This window comes from Novosphingobium sp. (assembly GCF_036820275.1).
GTDB lineage: Bacteria > Pseudomonadota > Alphaproteobacteria > Sphingomonadales > Sphingomonadaceae > Novosphingobium.
Genome location: NZ_DAISLT010000014.1, coordinates 99,878 through 121,049, shown reverse-complemented (window position 1 = coordinate 121,049; position 21,172 = coordinate 99,878). Strand labels below are relative to the sequence as shown.

Here is a 21,172-nt window from a genome sequence, read left to right as displayed (position 1 = left end):
ACTGAAGCGGAAGCCTCATCCCACACTTCGTCATTGCGAGCGTAGCGAAGCAATCCAGAGCGTCGTGGGCCGGACTCTGGATTGCTTCGCTACGCTCGCAATGACGAACGGGAGAGGTCAACGAACAGGGGAGGTAGGCCACAGGAGGCGTAGCCAAACAGAAGGCGTAGACAAGCGGGAGGGGCACAGGCCCAGATTTACGCGAAATCCCGGCCCTTCGGCTTTCGCGCGAAGGGCCGGGTACCGGCGCGTGTCCCTTTTTACGGCCGGTAGAGGGCTTCGGTGGGCAGGATCACGCCATTGGTCTTGGCGTAGCTGTCCCAGTCGGCGGCAAGTTCACGCAGTTTGTCGGGATTCCCGGCCGAGAGATCGTCGGTTTCACCGGGGTCCTTCGCCACGTTGAACAGGCGCCACTGACCATCGCCGATGTCGGTCACTTTCCAGTCGCCCTTGCGCAGCGCGCGGCTGCCGAACAGTTCGGTGCCGAGCGGCTCGTCGGCGGCATGGACGAAGGAGGCCTTGCCCTCGAACCAGGAGCGCGCGCTCTTCCCCGTGATCGGTAGCACCGTCCGGCCCTGGAACGTGGTGCCGCCGCTCGGCACCCCGGCATAATCGAGCAGGGTGGGCGCAATGTCGGCCACGCTGACATAGGCGCTGCCTATGCCCCCGGCCTTGGCGAGGCCCTTCCCGCTGACAAAGGCCACCGTGCGGGTGCCGCCTTCGGAGGCATAGGCCTTGGTCAGCCACGAAGGCGCGGTGCCGGCCTGAGCCCATTCGGTGCCGTATGTGATGTAGGAGTTGGCCTTGCCGCGATTGGCAAAGCTGTTGTCCGCCTCGGCAATCCGGCCGCCGAGCATTTTCGCGCCGGTGGTCCTGTAGTCCAGACCTTCGGCGCCGTTGTCGGCCAGGAACACGATCACGGTGTTGTCCAGTTCGCCGCTGGCACGCAAGGCATCGAGCACGCGGCCCACGTTGCTGTCCATCCGCTCGACCATGGCGGCGTAGATTTCCATGTCGCGCGCGGCTTCGCGCTTGTCGGAGGCCGAAAGCGAATCCCAACCCCCGCGCGGCGCGCGGACGCTGTGCGCGACCGTGCCCTTGGGGAGAATGCCGAGCTGTTCCTGCCGGGCAAGGCGGCGGCGGCGGATCTCGTCGAAGCCGACGTCGTACTTGCCGGCCTGCCGCGCCACGTCTGCTTCCGGTGCCTGGAGCGGCCAGTGCGGCGCGGTGAAGGCGAGGTAGGCGAAGAACGGCTTGTCCGGGCTCTCCGCGCGGCTCTGCTTCAGTTCGGCGATCAGGTTCGTCGCATAACTATCCGACGAGTAGAAATCCTTGTCGAGCGAGGTCAGCACTTTGCCGTCGCGGGTATAGGTGGCGTTCTTCCTGGGATCGGCCCCCAGATCGCGGCCATAGTGGTTCGCACCGCCCTGAAGCAGCGCGAAGCTGTGCTGGAAGCCGCGGGCATGGGGATCGAGGTCCGGCGTCAGGCCGAGGTGCCACTTGCCCGAGAGCAACGTGCGATAGCCGCCTGCGGCAAGGCGCTCGGCCAGGCTGGCGACGTCACGGCTGAGATAGCCTTCGTAGCCCGGCTGGCCCTTCTGGTTCGGGGACGTGAGTTCCGCCATGCTGCCGAGCCCGGCGCGGTGGTTGTCGGTGCCGGAGAGCAGCATCGAGCGGGTGGGCGAGCAGGTCGGCGCCGTGTGGAATCCGGTCAGGCGCAGACCGTCCAGCGCCAGCCGGTCGAGATGGGGGGTGGCGATCTCGCTGCCGAAGGCGCCGACGTCCGAGAACCCGAGGTCGTCGGCGATGATGACGAGGAAGTTCGGGCGCTGCTGGGCAGGCACGCTGGCGGGCGCGGGCGCCTTGGCCGCGACCGGAACGGCCATGGTGGTGGCGAGCAGCGCCGCGCCGAGTGTAGCGGCAAAGGCGAAACGCGAGGTTTTCATCAGGTGGTCCTTGGTAGAAAAAGCCCGCGCCGCGCCCAGTGTCCGTATCCGAAAGGCGCAGCGCGGGAAGTGAACGGCCCGTGCAGGGAGTGAGGGATCAGGCCGCTTCGTAAGGGATTGCCTTTTCCTTGCGGATGGTGCGGCTCTGGCGGCCGTCGATCGCCACCGGCACCGATCCGGCAATCGTGGCGCGGCGCAGGGTGCGGCGCTGGAGGCCGAAGTCGGCAACGGCGCGGTGCTGGGTCGCCTGGTTGTCCCAGAACGCCACGTCACCCGGCTGCCAGCGCCAGCGCACGACATTCTCGGGGCGGGTGATGTGTTCCTGAAGGATCGAGAAGATACGCGCCGAGTCCGCCTGGTTGAGACCGGCGATCCGCTTCACGAAGTGGCCGAGCAGCAGCCCGCGCTGGCCCGAGACCGGATGGACGCGCACGAGCGGGTGCTCGGTCTCGTAGACGGTGGAGGCGAAGATATTCTTCTGGAACAGGGCGCGGTTCTGGCTGGCCTCGTCGTCCTTCGGGGCATTGCCCAGGACTTGCGCGTAGTCGTAGTCGTTCGAATGGACGGCCCAGAGACCGTTCACCAGTTGGCGCAGGCTTTCCGGCAGACCTTCATAGGCGGTCTCGGTATTGGCCCAGACGGTGTCGCCGCCCGCTTCGGGAATGGTGATCGCGCGCAGGATCGAACCGGCCGGATAGGCGTCGGTGAAGGTCACGTCGGTATGCCAGCTGGAGGCGGCGTAGCCTTCCTTGCTATCGAGTTCGAGCAGGTAGCGCGATCCTTCGGCGACCGGCACGGTGGGGTGGGCCACCGGATCGCCGAACAGCGAGGCGAAGTCCTCGTGGCGCTGGTCGGTCAGTTCGTGCTGGCCGCGGAAGAAGATCACCTTGTGGCGGACGAGCGCGTCCTTGATGGCCTGCACGGTTCCGGCGTCGAGGTCGCCCGAGAGGGTGACGCCGCGAATCTCGGCGCCGATCGTGCCGGTGATCGGTGCCACGTCCAGCGGCGAGGCGGGGTCCTTGGCATTGGCGTAAGTGGCAATCGAAGTCATGGCATTCACTCCTTCTTCGTAAAATCGGTGGTTCGGACGGTCATTCGGCGGGCACGGCAGCAGCGGCGTAGACCGCTTCGCGTGCCTGCATCTGGCGGCGGATTTCGGCGTGGCGGCCCGCGTCGAGCGGGAAGCCTGCGACCAGCGCGGCGGCGAGCGTGTGGGCGAGGGCAGGGCCGAGCGCGAAGACCAGCAGCAGGGCGTTCAGCGCCTCGGGCGTGTTGGTGGCGGCCTTGGGGTCGAAGCCGAAGGCGGTGACGAGGGGCAGGGCTATCCCGAAAGCCAAAGCGCCGCCCAGCTTCATCGAGACGCTGAAGACCGAGTAGTAGAGCCCGACCCGGTCTTCGCCGGTCTCGGCGCGGTGGAGGTCGGCAACGTCCGCCACCATCGATCGCAGCATGAGGTTGCCCGAACCTTGCGAGAGGCCCTGCGCCACGGCGAGCGCCATCATCAGGCCGAAACGGTCGGGGGTGAGAAAGACGAGGCCGAAGTTGATCGCGGCCTGGGTCAGTTCGGCGACGACGGCCGCGCGGCTCTTGCCGAGGTGCTGGCCGATCCGGCGCCAGATCGGCCCGGCCAGTACGCCGAACGAATACTGGAGCAGGAAGAAGCCCGCCGCCCACTCGGGGCGCTGGAAATAGATGGTGACGATGAACAGCAGCAGCGCGGTACGCACGCCTTGTCCGGCGGTGACGGCGGCATCGGCGGACAGGACGCGCAGCAGCAGCGGGTTGCCGAAGACGGCTTTCAGCGTCTTACCCAGCGCGAAAGGTTCTGCGCCGGAGGGGGCGCTGCGATCGGGCAGGGCGGTCAGGGTCAGCAGCAGTCCCGGCACGGCGGTGAAGAGCACCAGGGTGCCGAACAAGGTCAGGCGCAGCGGACCGTCGTCGGGGCGAAACTGATCCGCCACCGCAGGCAGCAGCAGCGTCAGCACGAGCGCGCTGGACGAGAGCAGCGTGAACTGCGAGGCGATGCGGGTGCGCTGGTCGTAGTCGCCGCTGACTTCGCCGGACCATGCCATCAGCGTCGTCTGGGTGGTCGAGGCGCCGGTGTAATAGCAGATCACGCCGATGCCGACCCAGGTGAGCGTGGCACCCTCGGGCGGAAAGAACAGCATGGCGCTGCCGATGATGAACAGCAGGCCGCCGCCCGCGATCCAGGGGCGTCTCCGCCCGAAGCGGCTGATCGTGCGATCGCTGAGCGAGCCGATCACCGGATCGAGCAGGGAGTTCACGACTTGTCCGATCAGGTAGACGAGCCCCAGTCCGGCGAGTGGAATGGCGTAGTGACGGGACAGGATGGCCGGTACGAAAGCCATGACCGGCTGCGCGGCGGCATAGACCGGCACCGACATTGCGGTGAAGCGCAGGAGGCGCCAGCCATCGAGGTGTTCCTGTTGTGTCGGTGATGTACGGAATGTCTCGCGGGTCATGGCTGGCGCCTCCTGGTTGGGAGCGGGATCAGAGCTTGGTGCGAAGGGTCGCGCCGAACGTGCGCGGTTCGCCGAGCTGGGCGGTGACCGCACCGGTGTTCGCGGCGCTGAGGCTGACGAAGTAGTTCTTGTCGAACAGGTTCCTGGCCCAGATCGAGAAGTCCCAGAGGCCGTCGTCGGTTCTCAGCCCGATGCGGCCGTTGGCGATGCCGAAGCCCGGAATCTGCGCCCAGGCCGAGTTCGAGGCCGAGGTGTTGAAGTTCGAGCGATAGGCGTAGTCGGCATGGGCATAGAGCCCCACTTCCTTGCCGCCGAGGTCGCCCAGCGGCGTGTTGAAGTCCGCGCCCACGGTCCAGGCCCATTTCGGCACGCCCGGCAGGCGCTCGCCGGAAAGATCCTGGATCGCGCCCAGGTTCTGGCGCTCGAAAGCCTGCGGGGCGTTCTTGTAAGTGACGTAAGCGGCGTCGGTATACGTCGCCGAGGCATTGAAGCTCAGGCTGTCGGTCGGCGCGACGGTGAACTCGCCCTCGATCCCGCGCGAGCGGACCTTGGGGATGTTCGAGATGTACTGGCGGCCGACGACGGCGCCCACCGGCAGGTCGGTGATGGTGGTCTGATAGTCGCTGATCTCCGTCCAGAAGGCGGCGGCATTGAACGTCGCGCGGCGGTCGAGGAACTGCGATTTGAGGCCGAGCTCGAAGGCATCGACCTTCTCCGGCTTCACGTCGGGTTCCACGCCCACCGGCAGGACGGACAGGTTGAGTCCGCCCGACTTGTTGCCGCGCGAATAGGAGCCGTAGACGTTGACGTCGGGCGCGACCTTCCAGTTCAGCGTGACGAGGCCGGACAGGCTGTTGTCGGTGAAGCTGGTCGCGTAGCTGGTGACCGGATTGAACTGGGTGCGGATCGCGTTGATCGCCGCCTGCTGCGCGGCGGTGAAGCCGGAGATGTCGGCACCGTCCACCCAGTACTGGTTGTAGGCGCCTTCCTTCTTTTCATGGGTGAAGCGCAGGCCGGTGGTGAGGGTCAGGGCATCGGTGACGTGCCAGTCGGTCTGGCCGAACAGCGCGATCGTCTTGGTTTCCGGCGTCGAGGTGGAGTTGGACTCGAAGCCGTCGAGCGCGGCGTTCGCGATCGCCTGGTTGGCGGTCGGCAGGTTCCAGAGCGCGGCGGCCGAACCGTAGCGCGAGGCGCCGTAGCCGCGCACGATCTGCCAGAAGTAATAGGCGCCGATCACGTAGTCGAAGCTGCCGCCGCCCTTGGAAGCGAGCCGGATTTCCTGGCTGAACTGGCGCTGGCGGTTGGCCTGCTGGGCCTTGGTGACGATCGGCAGGGAGGTGCTGTCGCCGTCGTTGGCCGGGTTCCAGTCCCACCAGCGGTAGGCGGTGATCGAGGTCAGTGCCGCATTGCCGAGGTTCCAGTTGACCTCGCCCGAGACGCCGTAACCGGCCATGTTCGACTGATAGTGGCTGTTCGCCTCGCCCACGCGGTCGAATGGATCGAAGGTGGGGAGGGTGTAGCCCGGGAAGCGCGCGGCGCGCTGTGCCCAGTTGTTGGCGATCGTCGCACCGTTCTCGTAAGTCGTGTGCAGGCCGGCGAAGACGTTGAGGACGTGGTTCTGCTTCTGCTTGGCATAGTCGCCGATGATGCGGACTTCGAGATCCGGGTCGGGCGTGAAAAGCAACTGCCCGCGGATCGACTTGTTCAGATAGTCCTGCGCGCGGCGGTTAGTGGTCTTGTTCCAGAGGAAGCCGTCGTTTTCGCTGATCGCGCCGGAGAGGCGCACGGCGAGCAGGTCCTTGAAGATCCCTGCCGAGCCCGAGGCGCGGAACTGGTAGAAGCCGTAGTTGCCGATGCTGGCCTCGGCCGAAAGCTCGGGGTCGAAGCTGGGCTTGCGCGACGTGACGTTGATGACGCCCGAAGTGGTGTTCTTGCCGAACAGCGTGCCCTGCGGCCCGCGCAGCACTTCTATGCCCTGAAGGTCGACGAGGTCGAACTGCGCAAGGCCGACGCGGCCGTAGTAGACGTTGTCGATATAGAAGCCGACGCCGTTCTCCAGCCCGTCGTTGGTGAGCGAGATGTTCGAGCCGAGGCCGCGGATGTTGATGTTGGTGTTGCGGGCGTTGTAGGAGATGACCTGAAGGCTGGGCACCTGTTGCGAGATGGCGCCGAGCGTGTAATCGCCCCGCTTTTCGAGGCTGGCGGCGCTGATCACGCTGATGGCGACCGGCACGTCCTGGACATTCTCGTCGCGGCGGCGCGAGGCGGTGACGACGATGGCTTCTCCGCTGCCGCTTTCTGCGACGGCTTCAGGCGCCTCTTCGGCAGCGAGAGCGGCGGGCGCGACGGCGATCAGCGAAACGGTGAGGGCGAGCGGACTGGTGGCGGTGACGAAACGGCGAAACATGCAAGTCGATCCCTGTTTTCATGAGTGCGCACCGATCTTTCGTCGGGCGTGACTTTTCCGGTCTTTCGGGTGTTCTGGCTGACGGTCTTCAAGGCGCGAGGCGGCGGCCGGGGCCTGCGATCAGGCCTCGGAAAACCGGCTCGGGACACGCGTGTCCTCTTCGCGAAACCCCCGGTTTCGGATCGAAGTGCGTGAAGTCTGTCAGCAAGGGCGCGGGTCCGCTGAAAGCGGTCCGCCGTTGCGCGTCAGGCGCGCGGATTCATGGTCTGCATCGTATCACCTCATCGTTGGCGTGAGGGGAACACGATGCCTGGCGCTGTCGCCTGGAGCATCGCGCGCTTTAGCGGTTGGTAACGCGGAGCAAGCTGCTTCCCTATCAAATGCCGCGGACCCGTGAACCTTGGAATGCACGGGCGGACTGGTCAGCCGTTTGCCGTGCGGTGTGCTTGTCTAGCTATTTGGTTGAGAAAGCGGGGTCAATGCAAGGTTTTCTATCGGGGGCTATGGCAGGGATTTCGGGGTATTCCCTTTTGCCTCGTGAATATCGCATGATATCCTATGCTTGCATGGGATCGGCTGATCCGGCTTGCGTCCCGGATAATCCTTTTGGAGATGGCTGGTCCGTTTCGGGAGAGGGTTGTAACGAAGCGGCATGACCGTCTTGCCTTCCGCTTCGCCCGCGAAACCCTCTCTCCTGCCGCTGCACGGCCGCCGGGCGCTCGTTACCGGCGCGGCGGGCGGTTTCGGCAGGGAGATTGCGATGGGTCTGGCGCGGGCCGGGGCGCATGTGATCCTGCATGGACGGCGCGGCGAACAGCTTGCCGCGGTCATCGGGGAGATCGCCGCGGCGGAGGGTTCCGCCGAGATTGCCGCGTTCGATCTCGCCGATGGCGATGCGGCAAGGGATGTGCTGGGGAAGCTGGGAAAGGTCGATATCCTCGTCAACAATGCCGGTCATCGCGATCGCCGCGAGATGGCGGAACTCGATCGCGATGCCGTGCGCCGGATGCTGGAGATCAACCTCGTCGCGCCGTTCGATCTGGCGCGAATGCTGGCGCCGGGCATGGAGGAAGGCGGACGGATCATCAATGTGACATCGATCGCCGGACAGATCGCCCGCTCGGGGGACGCTGCCTATACGATGGCCAAGGGCGGGCTGGACGCGATGACCCGTGCGCTCGCGGCGGAACTCGGCCCGCGCGGGATCACGGTGAACGCGGTCGCTCCCGGCTATTTTGCGACCGAAGCCAATGCCGCGATGGTCGCGGACCCGGAAGTGGCCGGACATCTGGCGCGGCGGACATCGCTGGGGCGCTGGGGGCGGCCCGAGGAAATCGTCGGGCCGGTCCTGTTCCTCGCCTCCGATGCGGCGAGTTATGTGACTGGACAGGTCATCGGCGTGGATGGCGGCTATCTCGCGCATTTCTGAATGTTGCGCGTGACGCATTTGAATCAGCGTTTTGTGCAACATTGATGGCATAGCGCTGGATGGCCTGTATTTGCGAGGCCATCCAGCGGCGAAGTTGCGCTTCTTGCGAGGGAAACGCCCGACCGGGCAGGTGCCAAAATTGTTTTAAAGCCGAAGCGGTATCGAAATCGCGCAGCCTCAAGGCATCGCCTTTTGAATGACTAATGTAATAAAATCATGATGTTGATGTCGGTCTGGAGGGCGATCGGCTGATATCGAGGGAAGGTGTAATGCGATGTAGAAAGTGCAATTGCGAGATCGCCCGACTGCCTCGCGATGTCCACGAACCTTCGCAAAACGGCACTATGTTGCACAATATGCAACTACGCATTTCTTTTCTTCATTTGCGTTAATCCCGATTCTCGCCCAATTAGAGCGGGCCTTTCAGGCATCCTCTCCCAAAAACTTTCCAAGGGCTGGTCTTCGGACCGGCCCATTTTTTTTGTCCTTCGCGCGCGAGCACGCTTGCAAATCCGGTGGTGCTGCCCTGAAGGCGATGGTCGGGAATTTGCACGCAGCAGGGAGATTTCGAATGCGCCTCGGGAAATTTGCAGGTCTGGCCTCTGTTGCGCTTGGCCTCGGACTTGCGGGCCTCAACGCCGCTTCGGCCAGCGCGGCTCCGACCGCCACCCCCGCTGCCGCAAAACCTGCCGCCCCGCGCTGGTCGCTGGCGATCCATGGTGGAGCGGGCGTGATCGAGCGTGGTTCGCTCACGCCGGAGCAGGAAAAGGCCTATCGCGAGGGTCTGGACGAAGCGCTTCGTGCCGGTGCCGCCGTGCTGGACAAGGGTGGTACCTCGCTCGACGCCGTGGCCGCCGCCATCCATGTCCTGGAAGACAATCCCCTGTTCAACGCCGGACGCGGTGCGGTCTTCACTGCCGAGGACCGCAACGAACTGGACGCGGCGATCATGGACGGCCGCACGCTCAAGGCCGGTGCCGTCGCCGGGATTACGCGCACCCGCCATCCCGTGGATGCCGCGCGCGCGGTGATGGACCATAGTCCGCACGTCATGCTGGCCGGCGAGGGTGCCGATACGTTCTCGCGCGAGCAGGGCCTAGAGCAGGTCGATCCTTCCTGGTTCCGCACAGAGAAGCGCTGGGAGCAACTGCTCAAGTGGCGCAAGGACCATCAGGCCGCGCTCGATCCGACCCATCTTTACGGCACCGTCGGCGCCGTGGCGCTCGATGCCGCCGGAAACCTGGCCGCGGCCACGTCGACCGGGGGCATGACCGGCAAGCGCTGGGGCCGCATCGGCGATTCCCCGATCATCGGTGCGGGCACTTATGCAAGAAACGGCGAGTGCGCGGTTTCGGCGACCGGCTCCGGCGAATACTTCATTCGCGAGAGCGCCGCGCGGCAGGTCTGCGACCGGGTGGGCTACCTTCACCACACCCTGGCTGCGGCTGCGCAGGAGACGATCGATTCGGTCGGCGCGATCGGCGGCGACGGCGGGCTGATCGCGATGGGACCGGAAGGCATTCCGGCCTTCGCGCTCAATTCCTCGGGCATGTACCGCGGGCAGGTCTCGGCGGTCAGCGCGCCGCAGACCGCGATCTATGCCGACGAGGCGCTTCCCGTCCGACAGTGAGTGGCGGGCCACTCCTCGGCGAGGAGGCCGAAGAGCAGCGTGTCGCGAATGCCGATATGGGTGTGCCATTCTGCGCGCAGATGGCCCTCACGTTGGAAGCCAAGGGCCTCCAGCAGCGCTATCGATCCGCGATTGTCCGGATCGGTATCGGCGAAGATGCGCCTTTGGCCTTCCACGAAGAGCCTGTCGATCACCGCGCTGACGGCTTCCCGGCCGATCCCGCGACCTTGCGCTTCGCGGGCTAGAAGGTAGCCGATCTCGCTGACGCCGGGCCGCTTCTGCCCGGCCGACACGAAGCCGATCGCCCGGTTTTCGCCGCGCTCGACGATGGCCCATGTGCGCCACGAACCGGCCCTCTCCAGCGCAAAATCGGCGCGCAGTTCATCGAGGTCCGCGAAGGGCGCGCGCGACCACCATGTCATGCTGTCCGGATCGGACATCGTCGGGAACAGGGCTTCGGCGTCGTCCGGCGTGCGGAGGCGCAGGGTCAGGCGTTCGGTCGCGAGCAGGGGGAGGGCTATGTGGTTCGAGGTCATGATCCATGCCGTCGTATCACGGCGAGTTGTCGGGCTGCCAGAGTTCGATCGGATTGCCTTCCGGATCGTGGATGCGGGCGAAGCGGCCCACGCCCGGCATGTTCCATTCCGGGTTGGTGACGACGACGATGCCCGCCACGAGCAGCCGGGTGCAGAGTTCGTCGAGGTCATCGACCCTGAAGTTGAGCATCCACTGGCGATCCGATGGAAAATAGTCGGTATCGGCGGGGAAGGGCGCGAAGACGCTGGGGCCTGCCTGGGTGTCCCAGGCGCCGTAGGGCGCGGAGCCGACGCCGAGATGCTCGGCATACCAGGCGCGCAGGGCTTCCGGGTCCCTTGCACGGAAGAAGAAGCCGCCGATCCCCGTCACGCTCATGTTTTCGTCTCCCTGCGAGCGCGAAGGCATATCACGAGTGGATGCCTCAGGCGATATCCAGAGCGACCGGCATTTACGAAGTTCACATTTTGTTCGCTTGGTGCTAGGTCGAGTCCATGCCGGATGCAGCGGACAGGAAGATCATCCACGTGGACATGGACGCGTTCTTCGCGTCGGTCGAACAGCGTGACGATCCCTCCCTGCGCGGCAAGCCCGTGGCAGTTGGCCATGCGGCCGCGCGTGGCGTTGTCGCGGCGGCCAGCTACGAGGCGCGTACGTTCGGCGTGCGCTCTGCCCTGCCTTCGGTCACGGCGCTGCGGCGCTGCCCGGAACTGATCTTCGTGCCGCCCCGCTTCGAAGTCTACAAGGCGGTGTCGCGGCAGATCCATGCGATCTTCGCCGACTATACCGACCTGATCCAGCCGCTTTCGCTGGACGAGGCCTATCTGGACGTCACCGCCAACCGGCGCGGCCTGCCCACGGCGTGGAAGACGGCCAAGGAAATCCGCGCCCGCATCCTGGAGGAAACCGGGCTGACCGCGTCGGCGGGGATTTCCTACAACAAGTTCCTCGCCAAGCTTGCCTCTGACCAGCGCAAGCCCAACGGCCAGTTCGCGGTGACGCCGGATATGGGCGCGGACTGGGTGGAGACCTTGCCGGTCAAGCGCTTCCACGGCGTCGGCCCGGTCACGGCGGCAAAGATGCAGCGGCTCGGGATCGAGACCGGGGCGGACCTGCGGGCGAAGTCGCTGGCGTTCCTCCAGCAGAATTTCGGCAGTTCGGCCGAATGGTATTTCCAGATCGCGCGCGGGATCGACGAGCGACCCGTCAACCCGGACCGCGAGCGCAAGTCGTCCGGTTCGGAAACCACGTTCGACCGCGATCTGATGCTTGATGAAGAGATCGAGGCGGGGGTGCTCGGGCAGGCCGACGACGTCTGGGCCTGGTGCGAACGCGCGCAGGCATTCGGGCGCACGGTGACGGTCAAGGTGAAGTATGCGGACTTCCAGATCATCACCCGCAGCCGTACGCATGGGGGCGTCGTCTGTCGCCACGAGGACTTGCGGGAAGCGAGCCTGGCGCTGGTCCGCTCGGTACTGCCGACCGAGAAGGGCATCCGCCTCGTTGGCGTGACGGTCTCCAACTTCGACCGGCCTGCCGAGGATGCCGCACTTCCGCTGTTCGGGGCGGTGCCGGCGCCTGCGGATTGACGGGCGCCGATGGAAGAACCGGTGCGGAAGGCGTGGCTCCCGCGCCGGTCCGTCGGACAATGTGCCGGATTACATGCGATAGGAGGCGCGCAATTAGCCGAACTGGCCGGGCACGTTGGGGGCAATTGCCTGACGATGGGGTGCCTCTGGAATGCGCGGAAATATTGCAATTAATTATCAATAGATATAAATTGCGACCCCATCCCGGGGAGGTGATGACGTATTTGGAAGAACTGCGAGTTCCTGCACCCGGCCTAGCGCAATCACGTCACGGAGATCGAGATGAACCTGAAATATCTGACCCCGCTTGTCCTCGCCTGCCTGGCTCCGAGTGTGCAGGCCCACGAGGTATGGATCGAGCGTGACGGTGCGGGGCCTGCCCGCGTCTATCTTGGCGAGCCGGGCGAGCCGTTGCCGCAGGGGGGCGATCCCGAGTTCGACCACCTCAAGGCGCCGAAACTGATCCCGGCCGCCGGTGCCGCCGGTGTTCGCAAGGCGGGCTATATCGAATACGCGGTCCCTGCCGGAGACGTGCGCGCCCATGACGACAGCGTGTTCGCGCCCTGGGGGCCGGACGACAAGAAGGAAGGCATCGTCTACTATGCCCGTGCCGGTCGCGGCGAAGCCCGAGCGGCGATGCCGTTCGAGATCGCGCCCGTCACCGCGCATGGCAACGGCTTCGTTCTCGTTCGTGACGGCAAGCCGGTGGCGGACGCGTCTGTTACCGTGATCTCGCCGGACAAGTGGTCGAAGTCGGTCAAGACCGATGCCCAGGGCCGCTTCACGCTCCCAGCGCGGGAAAAGGGGCGGTATATCCTGACCGCCTCGCACAAGAACGAAAGCGGCGGCGAGACGAGCCTCGGCAAGGTCGCCACGCTGCACGCCGTCGCGACGACCACGTTCGTCGTCGATTGATCGAACCTGCGGGCAAGCCGTCAGGAGGCGGGGTTTTCCAGCCCTAGCCGCCTGACCGCCTGCTTGCGGCGCACTTTTCCCTGCAAATGGCGGCAGATCGTCTCCAGCCCCGCTTCGGCATCGGCTTCCCGGCCGCAGACGAAGAGATCGACGGCCGCGATTCCGTGTTCGGGCCAGGTGTGGATCGAGATGTGGGATTCGGCGAGCAGGGCCACCCCGGTCACGCCCATGCCGGGGCCGAAATGATGGAGGCGCACGTCGAGCAAGGTGGCTCGTGCCGCCCGTGCCGCCTCGCGCAGGCTCGTCTCGATCAGGGAGATGTCGCCCAGGCCCCGGCAGTCGTCGAGGTCGGCGATCAGGTGCAGGCTGCTGTCGGGACTATGCGCCATGTCAGGCGAGACTTTCGAAGGCGTGGCCGAGGTGGTCGAGGGCCTTTTCCGCCGCGATCACGCCGCGATGATGGGCTTCCTCGAACAGCGAGAGGCCGCTGAGGTCCGAGTGGGCGAACAGGATCGGCGGCGCGGCATCGTTCGCCGCGCGGCGCGCCGGGTCGCTCAGGAAGCCGGGTGAGGGGCGGACCATGGCATGGCCCCAGCGCCAGACGTCGATGCGCTCGACGGCGCCTTCGAGGTCCGGGTTCATGGCGAGGAGGTCGTTGCGGACGAGGTTCTGCCAGTCGCGCAGCGGACGGGTCATCATGATCTTGCGCGCCTCCTTCGGAGCTTCCCTGGAAAGCGGCATGTACCACGTCAGCACCGTCTTGCCGCCGTCGGTCGCCTCGCTCTGGTGGGTCGCGACCACATAGCCGAGCGATTCGCTGGCGGTGGAGACATTGTCCCAGGCCAGCGAGGTGCCCTTGCCTTCGGGGTGGCGCGCGACCGTGACATTGGCCGTGACCCATGGCGCATAGCTGAAACCGCCCGCCTCGGCGGTTTCCGGCGCGACGCGGGCGGCGACGAAGTGGGGCATCGCCAGTACCGCGACTTTCGCGCGCAGACGGCGGCTGCGGCGGGAGCGGTGGTCGAAGACATCGACATGCGCGCCTCCCTCCACGGCGGTGACCCGAAAAACGGTGTGGGCGGGGCGCAGACGGTCGGCGATGCTCTTGGCCATCTGCGAGGCGAGGCGGTCGTTGCCTTCGGGCCAGGTCAGTTCGCGGTCCCCGTCGTCATCGGTTGCCCAGCCCCGGCGTCCGGCGAAGTAGTGGATGCCCGCCCAGGCCGAGACATGTTCGGGCTCGCTGCCGTAGTCGTCGCGGCAGCAGTAGCGCAGCCAGGCGCGCAGAACGCCGGAGGTGAAGCCTTCCTTGTCCAGCCACGCAGCAAACGTCTCGCGATCGAGCGACCGGAATCGCGGGTCTTCGCTGGAGAAGGCCATCGGGATCGCGAAGGCGGGTCTGCCGTCGCTGCCGGTCGCGGCGCGGTATTCGGCCATGCGCCGTTCGAAGGCTTCGTGCTGGGCGCGGTCCTGCGCGGTTATGCCTTGCCGCGGGAACAGACCCTCCTGCCAATGGCCGCGCCAGAGCAGGCGTTCCTCCAGATCGGCGCAGAGCTGGTAGGGATCGTAGACCGGAACGCCGTCCCGCTCGCCGGTTATCATGCCGAATTGGCGGAGCATGTGCCGTAAGGCGCTCGCTTCCCGGTTCGGCACCGGCAGGTAATGGGCGCCGAGCGGATAGGCGCTCACGGCATTGCGACCGGAACGGGCATTGCCGCCGGTGCGATCCTCCAGTTCGAACAGGACGAAGCGGTCGAACCCCGCTTCGGCGAGGCGCCAGCCCGTGGCAAGTCCGGCGACGCCGCCGCCCGCGACGACCACGTCGACGTCCTCGATCGCGCCTTCCGGTTCGGGAAAACGGCCGTCGCGCAGCAGGTGGCCGCGCTGCCAGTCGGCGCCGCCGAGCGTGCCGGGGAGGGTTTCCTCGCCGCACCCGGAGAGCGCGCCCGCCGCCAGCGCGCCACCGGCCGCGAGAAGTTGCCGCCGCGTCGGCTCAGCCTTCATACTTCCCCCATTCCTCGGCGAAACTGCGCACGAGGGCCTGGTTGTCGAGCCGGTTCACCGGGGCCGGGCGGCGTGCCATGTCGGGCGGGAAATCGAACATCGCGCGTTCGCTGGCCGGGGTCAGGAAGCGCAGGCCCTTGGGCAGGCGCACCGTATCGCCGATCGGGCGGTGCGCGGCCAGGGTGAAGCCCCACTCGCCGAAACTGGGCACATAGGCGTGATAGCCGCGCGCCGTGAATCCGGCGGCCTCCAGCGTGCTTGCGACCGTCCAGTACGAGCGGGGGGCGATCAGCGGCGAGGTACTCTGCACCGTCATCAGGCCGTCGGGCGCGAGCAGGCGGGCGACTTCGCGGTAGAAACTCTCGGTGTAGAGCTTGCCCAGCGAGAACTCGGTGGGGTCGGGAAAGTCGACGAGGATCGCGTCGTAAGGTCCCTGCGCCTCGCGGACCCAGCGGAAGGCGTCGGCATTGTGCACGGTCATGCGCGGCGAGGAGAGCGAGCCGCCGTTCAATGCGGCGAGTTGCGGCGTGTCGCGGAACAGATGCGTCATTTCCGGGTCGAGATCGACCAGGGTGACGTGGCGCACGCGCGGGTCGCGCAGCACTTCGCGCGCGGCGAGGCCGTCGCCGCCGCCGAGGATCAATACCTTCGCAGGATGGGCGACGCGGCCCAGCACCGGCCAGACGAGCGCTTCGTGATAGCGATACTCGTCGCGGGTGGAGAACTGGAGGTTGCCGTTCAGGTAGAGCCGCAGGTCCTCGCCGCGCCGGGTGATGACGATGCGCTGGTAGGGCGTCGAGCGGGCGTGGACCACCGGCTCGGCATAGAAGGCCACTTCCGACCAGCGCTGCATGCGGTCGGCCATGGCGAGGCCCGCGATCAGGCTTGCGGTCACGACCAGGGCGGCGGCCATGTCGGTGGCGACGCTGCGCTGGCGGCGCAGCGCGAAGAGCAGGGCGAGCGCCACGGCGACATTGGCGAGGCCGAAGACGAAGCCGGTGCGGATCATGCCGAGCCATGGCACCAGCACCAGCGGGAACAGCAGCGAGGCGATCAGGGCGCCGACATAGTCATATGTCAGCACGTTCGACACGAGTTCGCGGAAGGCGAAGCGGTGGCGCAGGATGCGGATGAGCAGCGGGATTTCGAGGCCCACCAGCACGCCGATCGCCAGCACCAGCGCATAGAGCACCACGCGGAAGTCGCCCACCAGCGGGAACAGCATGAACAGGCCTGCCGCCGACCAGCCGCCGAGCGCCGCGATCATGATCTCCACGCGCACGAAGACGCCCATCTCGTCGCCGCGAACGTGGCGCGAAAGCCAGCTGCCTACGCCCATGGCGAAGAGGTAGGTGCCGATCACCGTGGAAAACTGGGTGACGCTGTCGCCCAGCAGGTAGCTGGCGAGGGTCCCGGCCAGCAGTTCGTAGATCAGCCCGCACGTGGCGACGACCAGGACCGAGACCAGCAGAATGACCGCGAGCGAGGCGGGCGCTTTCCCGCCGTCCGGACTCGCGGCCGCAATGTCTTCAGCCATGAATGGCCGCGGCGATGATGTTCGAGATGCCGATGGCCACGGCACCGGCAAGGATCGAGACCGCCACGTTCTTGTGTTCGATGATCTCGCGCCAGAGTTCGCCGGGCGTCAGCCGGTCCACCAGCACGAAGCTGACGACGAAGATCACGATGCCCAGCCCCGCGTAGAGCAGCGTGGCGAGGAAGACGGAAAGTGTGAGCATGTCGGCTCCTTCCAGTGAGAGGGCTTTGGTGGACTACTTGTGGGTGGGACCGACGCGCCCGCCGTAGAAGCCGCCGCTTCTGCCGCCGCTTCCGGCCTCTCGGGTCTCGTCCGAATAGGGCGACCAGGCATAGTAGGTGGCAGTGGCGGTTCCGGCGACGAGCAGCAGACACCACAGTGCGAACAGGATCACGCGCGGGGTCATGAATTCTGGTTCCGGAAGCGCCGCCAGACGAGGATGCAGGGATAGATCGAAAGCAGGATCACCAAGGTCCACCAGTTGCCCCAGGGCAGGCTGCCGGTCCGGGCGTCGATGCGGATATCGATGGCTTCAGGAACGGGCCAGGGGCTGCTGCCGTCCGGAACCGTATCGACCGGCCACGAATGCGCGGCGGCATCGACGTAGAGGTCGTAGGTTCCGCGCGGAATTTGCCCGAACAGGGTGCTGGCGCTGCGGCTGCCTTCGGTCCAGGAGCCGTCGGAGTCGCGGCCCGAATAGTGTTCGGAAAGGCCGTAGCCGTCTATCGACTGGCCCGTGGCCCGGTCGACCAGGCGGTAGTCGAGTTCGATCCAGCGATTGTCGAAATCCTCGCCGCTGGCGGTAACGGTGACGAACTGCCAGGCCCGCCGCACCGTGATCGCGCCGATTTTCTGGCCTTCGCGCGTGGATCCGAAAGGCGCGGTGACGGTGCCACTCGCGCGCTCGGCAGGTCCGGCGATGACGATCATCGCCAGCAGGGCGAGGATCGCGCTTGCCAGCACGAGCAGGCAGACGCGGCCGAGATCGTCCGGTTTTCGGGTCTCGCTACTGCGCGCACGAAGCGCGGAGCGGCTTTGCGGAGCCGGGCGCGGCGGCGCGGTGCCGAAAGCCGTTTCGACCTCACCCGGCGGCAGGTCGATAAGGCGGGTCCAGTTGACTTCTCCGTCCGTGTCCTCGCGCGAAAGGGTGAAGTCGCGGGAGGCGTAGGAGGTGGCGCGGGCAGTATCACCGGTCGCGACGCGCCAATAGAATTCGCCGACCAGCACGCCGGTCACGGCCTCGCTCTCGTCATCGTCCTGAAGGAAGCGCTGGCCTTGCCAATGCACGAAATCGTCCCGGATTTCGGGGCGGTCGAGCAGAGGGATGCCGAACTGCCACTCGCCGTCCCATTCGACCAGCCAGCGATAGCCGACGTAGGGATTGAACAGCAGGTACTCGAACCATAACGATTCCGGCCCGCGCCGGATCATCGCGCCGATCACTTCCCATTCGGTATCGAACAGGCTGCCGCGCGCGCCGAGCGGCAGCGAGAACTGCCCGGCAGCGCGCTTGTGGCGTTCGATGATCTGCACCTCGGGGCGCGAGACGTCGAGGATCGAGCCGCAATAGCGGCAGGCCAGATTGACCGACCAGCCCGCCGCGCGCACTTCCAGCGTGCCGCCGCAAGCGGGGCAGGACAGGGTGCGGGTGCCCTTCTGCGCCTCGGTCATTGCAGCGCTGCCGGGAGCGGCCAACCGTCGATCTCACGCAAGGCGCGAGGCGAGAGGCCGGAAAGTTCGTGCCAGGTGCCGAGCCAGGCGCTGGTGCCGTTCGCGTCGCGCTGGAGCGAGAGCGCTTCTCCGCCGGGCGCCCGGAAGTCGACGTTGGTCATCGACCAGCCGGGCAGGGTGGGAAAGGGCAGGTCGCCTTCGCTGCCGAGGCATTCGGCCTGCTTGATGTCGGAAACCTCGAAGGCGATGCCGTCGAGGTTCAGACCCTGCCCGACCAGCGGGTCGCGGCCTTCGGCGAAGGCGCGCGCCAGCGGATCGGCCATCGCCTCCGCCCGCTCCGCCGTGAGCATGTAAAGGCCCATCGCCTCGCCCAGCCAGCGTCCTTCGCCGCCGGGCGTCGCCAGCAGCCACTCGTTCCAGGAGCCTCCGCTCCAGCCCCAGCGCACGCGGCCCGCCGCCGTGTACTCGGTTCCGTCAACCGTGAAGCGGGTGCCCAGCCGGATCGGCGAGATGTCGAACGGGACTTCGGCCACTTTGCCGATCTCTTCGAGCGCCTGCCCCTTGCGCAGGATCAGCGACTGGCAATGCGTGCAGGTCGTATAGGGCACCGCAAGCTCGCGCACGGGCAGGGCGGCGCCACACGACGGACAATGGATCACGCTGTCGTCCCCCCCGAAACGCGGATCAGCGAATGCGCGACAGCAGTTCGGCCTTCTTGGCGTCGAACTCCTGCTGGCTGAGCGCGCCGAGCGTCACGAGCTTGTGCAGCTTCTCGATCGTGGCGATCGGGTCCTCATCTGCCGGTGCCGAAGATGGCGCCGCAGCGCCTAGACCTGCCGACATCGCCCCGCCGAGCGCTGTCGCCGCCGCGATGCCCGCGCCCACGCCGGCCACGCCGCCATCGACTCCGGCTGCCCGTTCGATCGCCTCCGCCGTCTGGAAGCGGGTATATTGCCCCAGGTCGCCGAGCACCCGCATCGACGAGCCCTTGTCGAGGTGCGCCTGGACTTCTTCCGGCAGCGACACGCTTTCGACGTAGAAGCTCAGGCATTCCAGGCCCCACTGTTCGAAGGCCTTGTCCACTTCGCCCTTGATGCGGTCCGACAGCGCCTGCTGGTTGGCGGCCAGATCGAGGAACGGGATGCCGCCGCTGCCCAGCGCGGTGGCGATCGCGGTCTGGATCGCGGCGCGAAGCTGCGGTTCCAGCGCGGAGACGTTCAAGCCCTCCAGCGTGCCGACGACGCGCGAGACGAACGGTTCAAGATTGGCGACGCGGAAGGAATAGGACCCGAAGGCGCGGATGCGCAGCGCGCCGAATTCGGCATCGCGCACCGTGACCGGCTGGGCGGTGCCCCACTTGAGGCCATGCTGTTCCTTGCGCGAAAGGAACACGACATCGGACTTGAAGGGCGACTTGAAGCCCTTGTCCCAGTTCATCAGGCTGGTGAGCACCGGCAGGTTCGCGGTGTTCAGCGTATGGAGGCCGGCCTCGAAGAAATCGGCGACGCAGCCTTCGTTGACGAAGACCGCGACTTGCCCCTCGCGCACCGTCAGCTGGGCGCCGTTCTGAATCTCGCGATCCTCGAACGGCACGCGCCAGGCGAGTTGGCCCGGCTGTTCGAGCCATTCGATGACGTCCACGAACTGCTTGCGAAGAAATCCGAACATGACAGACCCCGAAAAGATGGTCTGCCGAGCGTAGAGAGTTTGCCGCTTTCTGAAAAGGACGGAAACAAACTCTCTACGGTTAAGATGAACAGGGCTTCGCTCGACTGTCAGGCTTCTGCCAGATGAGGCTGGACGATCTTCATCGGTCGGGTGCCGAACAGCACAAGCAGCAGTCCCGTCACGGCCAGGAGGCTGCCGGTAACGGAGACCGCGCCGTAGCCGAGACCGAGCTTGACGACGGCGGCGCCGCTTGCCGCGCCCAGCGCATTGCCAAGATTGAACGCGCCGACGTTGATCGAGGAGGCAAGGCCCGGCGCTTCCGAGGCTGCGGCCATGACCCGCATCTGCACGGGCGGCACCAGCGCGAAGGCGGCGGCGCCCCAGAACAGCAGTCCGATCGCTGCACCGATCTGCGAGGTCAGCACCAGCGGCAGGACCAGCATGACCACGGCCAGCAGGGCGAGGAACAGCTTGGTCGCGCCGTCGAGAGACCAGTCCGCCAGTCGTCCGCCTGCCCAGTTGCCGATGGTGAAGCCGACACCGATCAGCGCGAGGGCGAGGGTCACGAACGTGTTGGAGGCATGGGCGAGCTGGGTCAGCGCAGGCGTCACGTAAGTGTAGAGCGTGAACATCGCGCCCGCGCCCATCACGGTCGTGGCCATGGCAAGCAGGACCGGCCCGCGGGTCAGGACCTTGAGTTCGCGCGCGACGTCCGGCCGCGTGCCGCTGCTGCCCTTGGGAAGCGCGGTCCAGAGCGCGAGGATCGCCGTGAGACCGATCAGCGCCGTGCCCGCGAAGGCGGTCCGCCAGCCGACCTGCTGTCCGATCCACGTCGCCGCCGGTACGCCGCCGATATTGGCGATTGTCAGGCCGAGGAACATCGTGGCGACGGCGCTGCCCTGCTTTTCCTTGGGCACGACACTTGCCGCGACAACGGCTCCGAGGCCGAAGAAGGCGCCGTGATTGAGGCTGGTGACCAGCCGCGCGAGCAGGAGCGTGTAGTAACCCGGCGCCATCGCGGACATCAGGTTGCCCAGCGTGAAGATGCCCATGAGCAGCATCAGCGCGGTCCGTTTCCCGAACCGGCTGAAGGCCAGCGTCATGACCGGCGCGCCGAGCATGACGCCGATGGCATAGGCACTGACGAGCAGGCCTGCTGTGGGAATGGAAACCTTGACGCCCTCGGCAATCACCGGGAGCAGGCCCATCGGCGAAAACTCGGTGGTTCCGATGCCGAAGGCCCCGATCGCCAGGGCGAGCAGGACTCGGCGGGGATGGAGTGAGTCTGGGCTGCTGGCCGTCACGGAAAAGTCCTTCGATCGATCGTCATACGGGGAGGGGAATAGTGAGTGATGCAAAAAT

General features: G+C 66.3%; 19 protein-coding genes. 4 read left to right on the top strand and 15 right to left on the bottom strand.

Annotated features, from left to right (window positions below; all coding sequences use genetic code 11):
- Positions 1 to 260 precede the first annotated feature (260 nt).
- The 4 genes from V7066_RS13235 to V7066_RS13220 form a co-directional block, all read right to left on the bottom strand.
- Positions 261 to 1,946, bottom strand: coding sequence for an arylsulfatase (locus tag V7066_RS13235; protein ID WP_334183511.1), 1,686 nt, complete (start codon positions 1,944 to 1,946; stop codon positions 261 to 263).
- Positions 1,947 to 2,043: 97 nt separating this feature from the next.
- Positions 2,044 to 2,997, bottom strand: a complete 954-nt coding sequence (locus V7066_RS13230) for a TauD/TfdA dioxygenase family protein (protein WP_334183510.1) — start codon at positions 2,995 to 2,997, stop codon at positions 2,044 to 2,046.
- Between the two features lie 40 nt (positions 2,998 to 3,037).
- Positions 3,038 to 4,429 carry an MFS transporter gene (locus V7066_RS13225; protein ID WP_334183509.1) on the bottom strand — a complete coding sequence of 464 codons (1,392 nt, stop codon included), beginning with the start codon at positions 4,427 to 4,429 and terminating at the stop codon, positions 3,038 to 3,040.
- A 28-nt stretch (positions 4,430 to 4,457) separates the two neighbouring features.
- Positions 4,458 to 6,836 (bottom strand): TonB-dependent receptor, encoded by a 2,379-nt coding sequence (locus V7066_RS13220; RefSeq protein ID WP_334183508.1) that lies wholly within the window; start codon positions 6,834 to 6,836, stop codon positions 4,458 to 4,460.
- Positions 6,837 to 7,488: 652 nt separating this feature from the next.
- On the opposite strand from V7066_RS13220, the gene V7066_RS13215 reads away from it, so the two are divergent.
- Positions 7,489 to 8,265, top strand: a complete 777-nt coding sequence (locus tag V7066_RS13215; protein WP_334183507.1) for an SDR family oxidoreductase — start codon at positions 7,489 to 7,491, stop codon at positions 8,263 to 8,265.
- A 571-nt stretch (positions 8,266 to 8,836) separates the two neighbouring features.
- The gene (locus tag V7066_RS13210; RefSeq protein WP_334183506.1) at positions 8,837 to 9,895 is read left to right on the top strand and encodes an isoaspartyl peptidase/L-asparaginase family protein; all 1,059 of its coding nucleotides are present in this window, start codon (positions 8,837 to 8,839) and stop codon (positions 9,893 to 9,895) included.
- Here V7066_RS13210 and V7066_RS13205 read toward each other — a convergent pair.
- The gene (locus V7066_RS13205; protein ID WP_334183505.1) at positions 9,862 to 10,431 is read right to left on the bottom strand and encodes a GNAT family N-acetyltransferase; all 570 of its coding nucleotides are present in this window, start codon (positions 10,429 to 10,431) and stop codon (positions 9,862 to 9,864) included. The two genes, V7066_RS13210 and V7066_RS13205, sit on opposite strands and share 34 nt — an antisense overlap.
- Positions 10,432 to 10,447: 16 nt before the next feature.
- Positions 10,448 to 10,807, bottom strand: a complete 360-nt coding sequence (locus V7066_RS13200; protein WP_334183504.1) for a VOC family protein — start codon at positions 10,805 to 10,807, stop codon at positions 10,448 to 10,450.
- A gap of 116 nt (positions 10,808 to 10,923) precedes the next feature.
- On the opposite strand from V7066_RS13200, the gene dinB reads away from it, so the two are divergent.
- A complete protein-coding gene (dinB, locus tag V7066_RS13195; protein WP_334183503.1) occupies positions 10,924 to 12,018 on the top strand; it encodes a DNA polymerase IV in 1,095 nt (364 codons plus the stop codon).
- A 282-nt stretch (positions 12,019 to 12,300) separates the two neighbouring features.
- Positions 12,301 to 12,933 carry a DUF4198 domain-containing protein gene (locus V7066_RS13190; RefSeq protein WP_334183502.1) on the top strand — a complete coding sequence of 211 codons (633 nt, stop codon included), beginning with the start codon at positions 12,301 to 12,303 and terminating at the stop codon, positions 12,931 to 12,933.
- Positions 12,934 to 12,953: 20 nt separating this feature from the next.
- Here the strand turns inward: V7066_RS13190 and speD are convergent, their stop codons facing one another.
- The 9 genes from speD to V7066_RS13145 form a co-directional block, all read right to left on the bottom strand.
- The gene (speD, locus tag V7066_RS13185; RefSeq protein ID WP_334183501.1) at positions 12,954 to 13,322 is read right to left on the bottom strand and encodes an adenosylmethionine decarboxylase; all 369 of its coding nucleotides are present in this window, start codon (positions 13,320 to 13,322) and stop codon (positions 12,954 to 12,956) included.
- 1 nt (position 13,323) lies between these two features.
- Positions 13,324 to 14,934 (bottom strand): FAD-dependent oxidoreductase, encoded by a 1,611-nt coding sequence (locus V7066_RS13180; protein ID WP_334183500.1) that lies wholly within the window; start codon positions 14,932 to 14,934, stop codon positions 13,324 to 13,326.
- The gene (locus V7066_RS13175; protein WP_334183499.1) at positions 14,924 to 16,471 is read right to left on the bottom strand and encodes a polyamine aminopropyltransferase; all 1,548 of its coding nucleotides are present in this window, start codon (positions 16,469 to 16,471) and stop codon (positions 14,924 to 14,926) included. Before V7066_RS13175 ends, V7066_RS13180 begins: the two co-directional genes overlap by 11 nt.
- Positions 16,464 to 16,673, bottom strand: a complete 210-nt coding sequence (locus tag V7066_RS13170) for a DUF350 domain-containing protein (protein WP_334183498.1) — start codon at positions 16,671 to 16,673, stop codon at positions 16,464 to 16,466. The genes V7066_RS13175 and V7066_RS13170 overlap by 8 nt, the downstream gene beginning before the upstream one ends.
- Positions 16,674 to 16,706: 33 nt before the next feature.
- Positions 16,707 to 16,877 (bottom strand): hypothetical protein, encoded by a 171-nt coding sequence (locus V7066_RS13165; RefSeq protein WP_334183497.1) that lies wholly within the window; start codon positions 16,875 to 16,877, stop codon positions 16,707 to 16,709.
- Positions 16,874 to 18,142, bottom strand: a complete 1,269-nt coding sequence (locus tag V7066_RS13160) for a DUF4178 domain-containing protein (protein ID WP_334183496.1) — start codon at positions 18,140 to 18,142, stop codon at positions 16,874 to 16,876. The genes V7066_RS13165 and V7066_RS13160 overlap by 4 nt, the downstream gene beginning before the upstream one ends.
- Positions 18,139 to 18,765 (bottom strand): DUF4178 domain-containing protein, encoded by a 627-nt coding sequence (locus V7066_RS13155; protein WP_334183495.1) that lies wholly within the window; start codon positions 18,763 to 18,765, stop codon positions 18,139 to 18,141. The genes V7066_RS13160 and V7066_RS13155 overlap by 4 nt, the downstream gene beginning before the upstream one ends.
- 61 nt (positions 18,766 to 18,826) lie before the next feature.
- Positions 18,827 to 19,810: an SPFH domain-containing protein gene (locus V7066_RS13150; protein ID WP_334183494.1), complete on the bottom strand. Its 984-nt coding sequence runs from the start codon at positions 19,808 to 19,810 to the stop codon at positions 18,827 to 18,829.
- Positions 19,811 to 19,917: 107 nt separating this feature from the next.
- Positions 19,918 to 21,114, bottom strand: a complete 1,197-nt coding sequence (locus V7066_RS13145; RefSeq protein WP_334183493.1) for an MFS transporter — start codon at positions 21,112 to 21,114, stop codon at positions 19,918 to 19,920.
- Between the last annotated feature and the right edge of the window lie 58 nt (positions 21,115 to 21,172).

Coding starts and splice junctions, on each gene's coding strand:
- V7066_RS13235 (WP_334183511.1), bottom strand. CDS start 1,946: ATGAAAACCTCGCGTTTCGCCTTTGCCGCTACACTCGGCGCGGCGCTG.
- V7066_RS13230 (WP_334183510.1), bottom strand. CDS start 2,997: ATGACTTCGATTGCCACTTACGCCAATGCCAAGGACCCCGCCTCGCCG.
- V7066_RS13225 (WP_334183509.1), bottom strand. CDS start 4,429: ATGACCCGCGAGACATTCCGTACATCACCGACACAACAGGAACACCTC.
- V7066_RS13220 (WP_334183508.1), bottom strand. CDS start 6,836: ATGTTTCGCCGTTTCGTCACCGCCACCAGTCCGCTCGCCCTCACCGTT.
- V7066_RS13215 (WP_334183507.1), top strand. CDS start 7,489: ATGACCGTCTTGCCTTCCGCTTCGCCCGCGAAACCCTCTCTCCTGCCG.
- V7066_RS13210 (WP_334183506.1), top strand. CDS start 8,837: ATGCGCCTCGGGAAATTTGCAGGTCTGGCCTCTGTTGCGCTTGGCCTC.
- V7066_RS13205 (WP_334183505.1), bottom strand. CDS start 10,431: ATGACCTCGAACCACATAGCCCTCCCCCTGCTCGCGACCGAACGCCTG.
- V7066_RS13200 (WP_334183504.1), bottom strand. CDS start 10,807: ATGAGCGTGACGGGGATCGGCGGCTTCTTCTTCCGTGCAAGGGACCCG.
- dinB (WP_334183503.1), top strand. CDS start 10,924: ATGCCGGATGCAGCGGACAGGAAGATCATCCACGTGGACATGGACGCG.
- V7066_RS13190 (WP_334183502.1), top strand. CDS start 12,301: ATGAACCTGAAATATCTGACCCCGCTTGTCCTCGCCTGCCTGGCTCCG.
- speD (WP_334183501.1), bottom strand. CDS start 13,322: ATGGCGCATAGTCCCGACAGCAGCCTGCACCTGATCGCCGACCTCGAC.
- V7066_RS13180 (WP_334183500.1), bottom strand. CDS start 14,934: ATGAAGGCTGAGCCGACGCGGCGGCAACTTCTCGCGGCCGGTGGCGCG.
- V7066_RS13175 (WP_334183499.1), bottom strand. CDS start 16,471: ATGGCTGAAGACATTGCGGCCGCGAGTCCGGACGGCGGGAAAGCGCCC.
- V7066_RS13170 (WP_334183498.1), bottom strand. CDS start 16,673: ATGCTCACACTTTCCGTCTTCCTCGCCACGCTGCTCTACGCGGGGCTG.
- V7066_RS13165 (WP_334183497.1), bottom strand. CDS start 16,877: ATGACCCCGCGCGTGATCCTGTTCGCACTGTGGTGTCTGCTGCTCGTC.
- V7066_RS13160 (WP_334183496.1), bottom strand. CDS start 18,142: ATGACCGAGGCGCAGAAGGGCACCCGCACCCTGTCCTGCCCCGCTTGC.
- V7066_RS13150 (WP_334183494.1), bottom strand. CDS start 19,810: ATGTTCGGATTTCTTCGCAAGCAGTTCGTGGACGTCATCGAATGGCTC.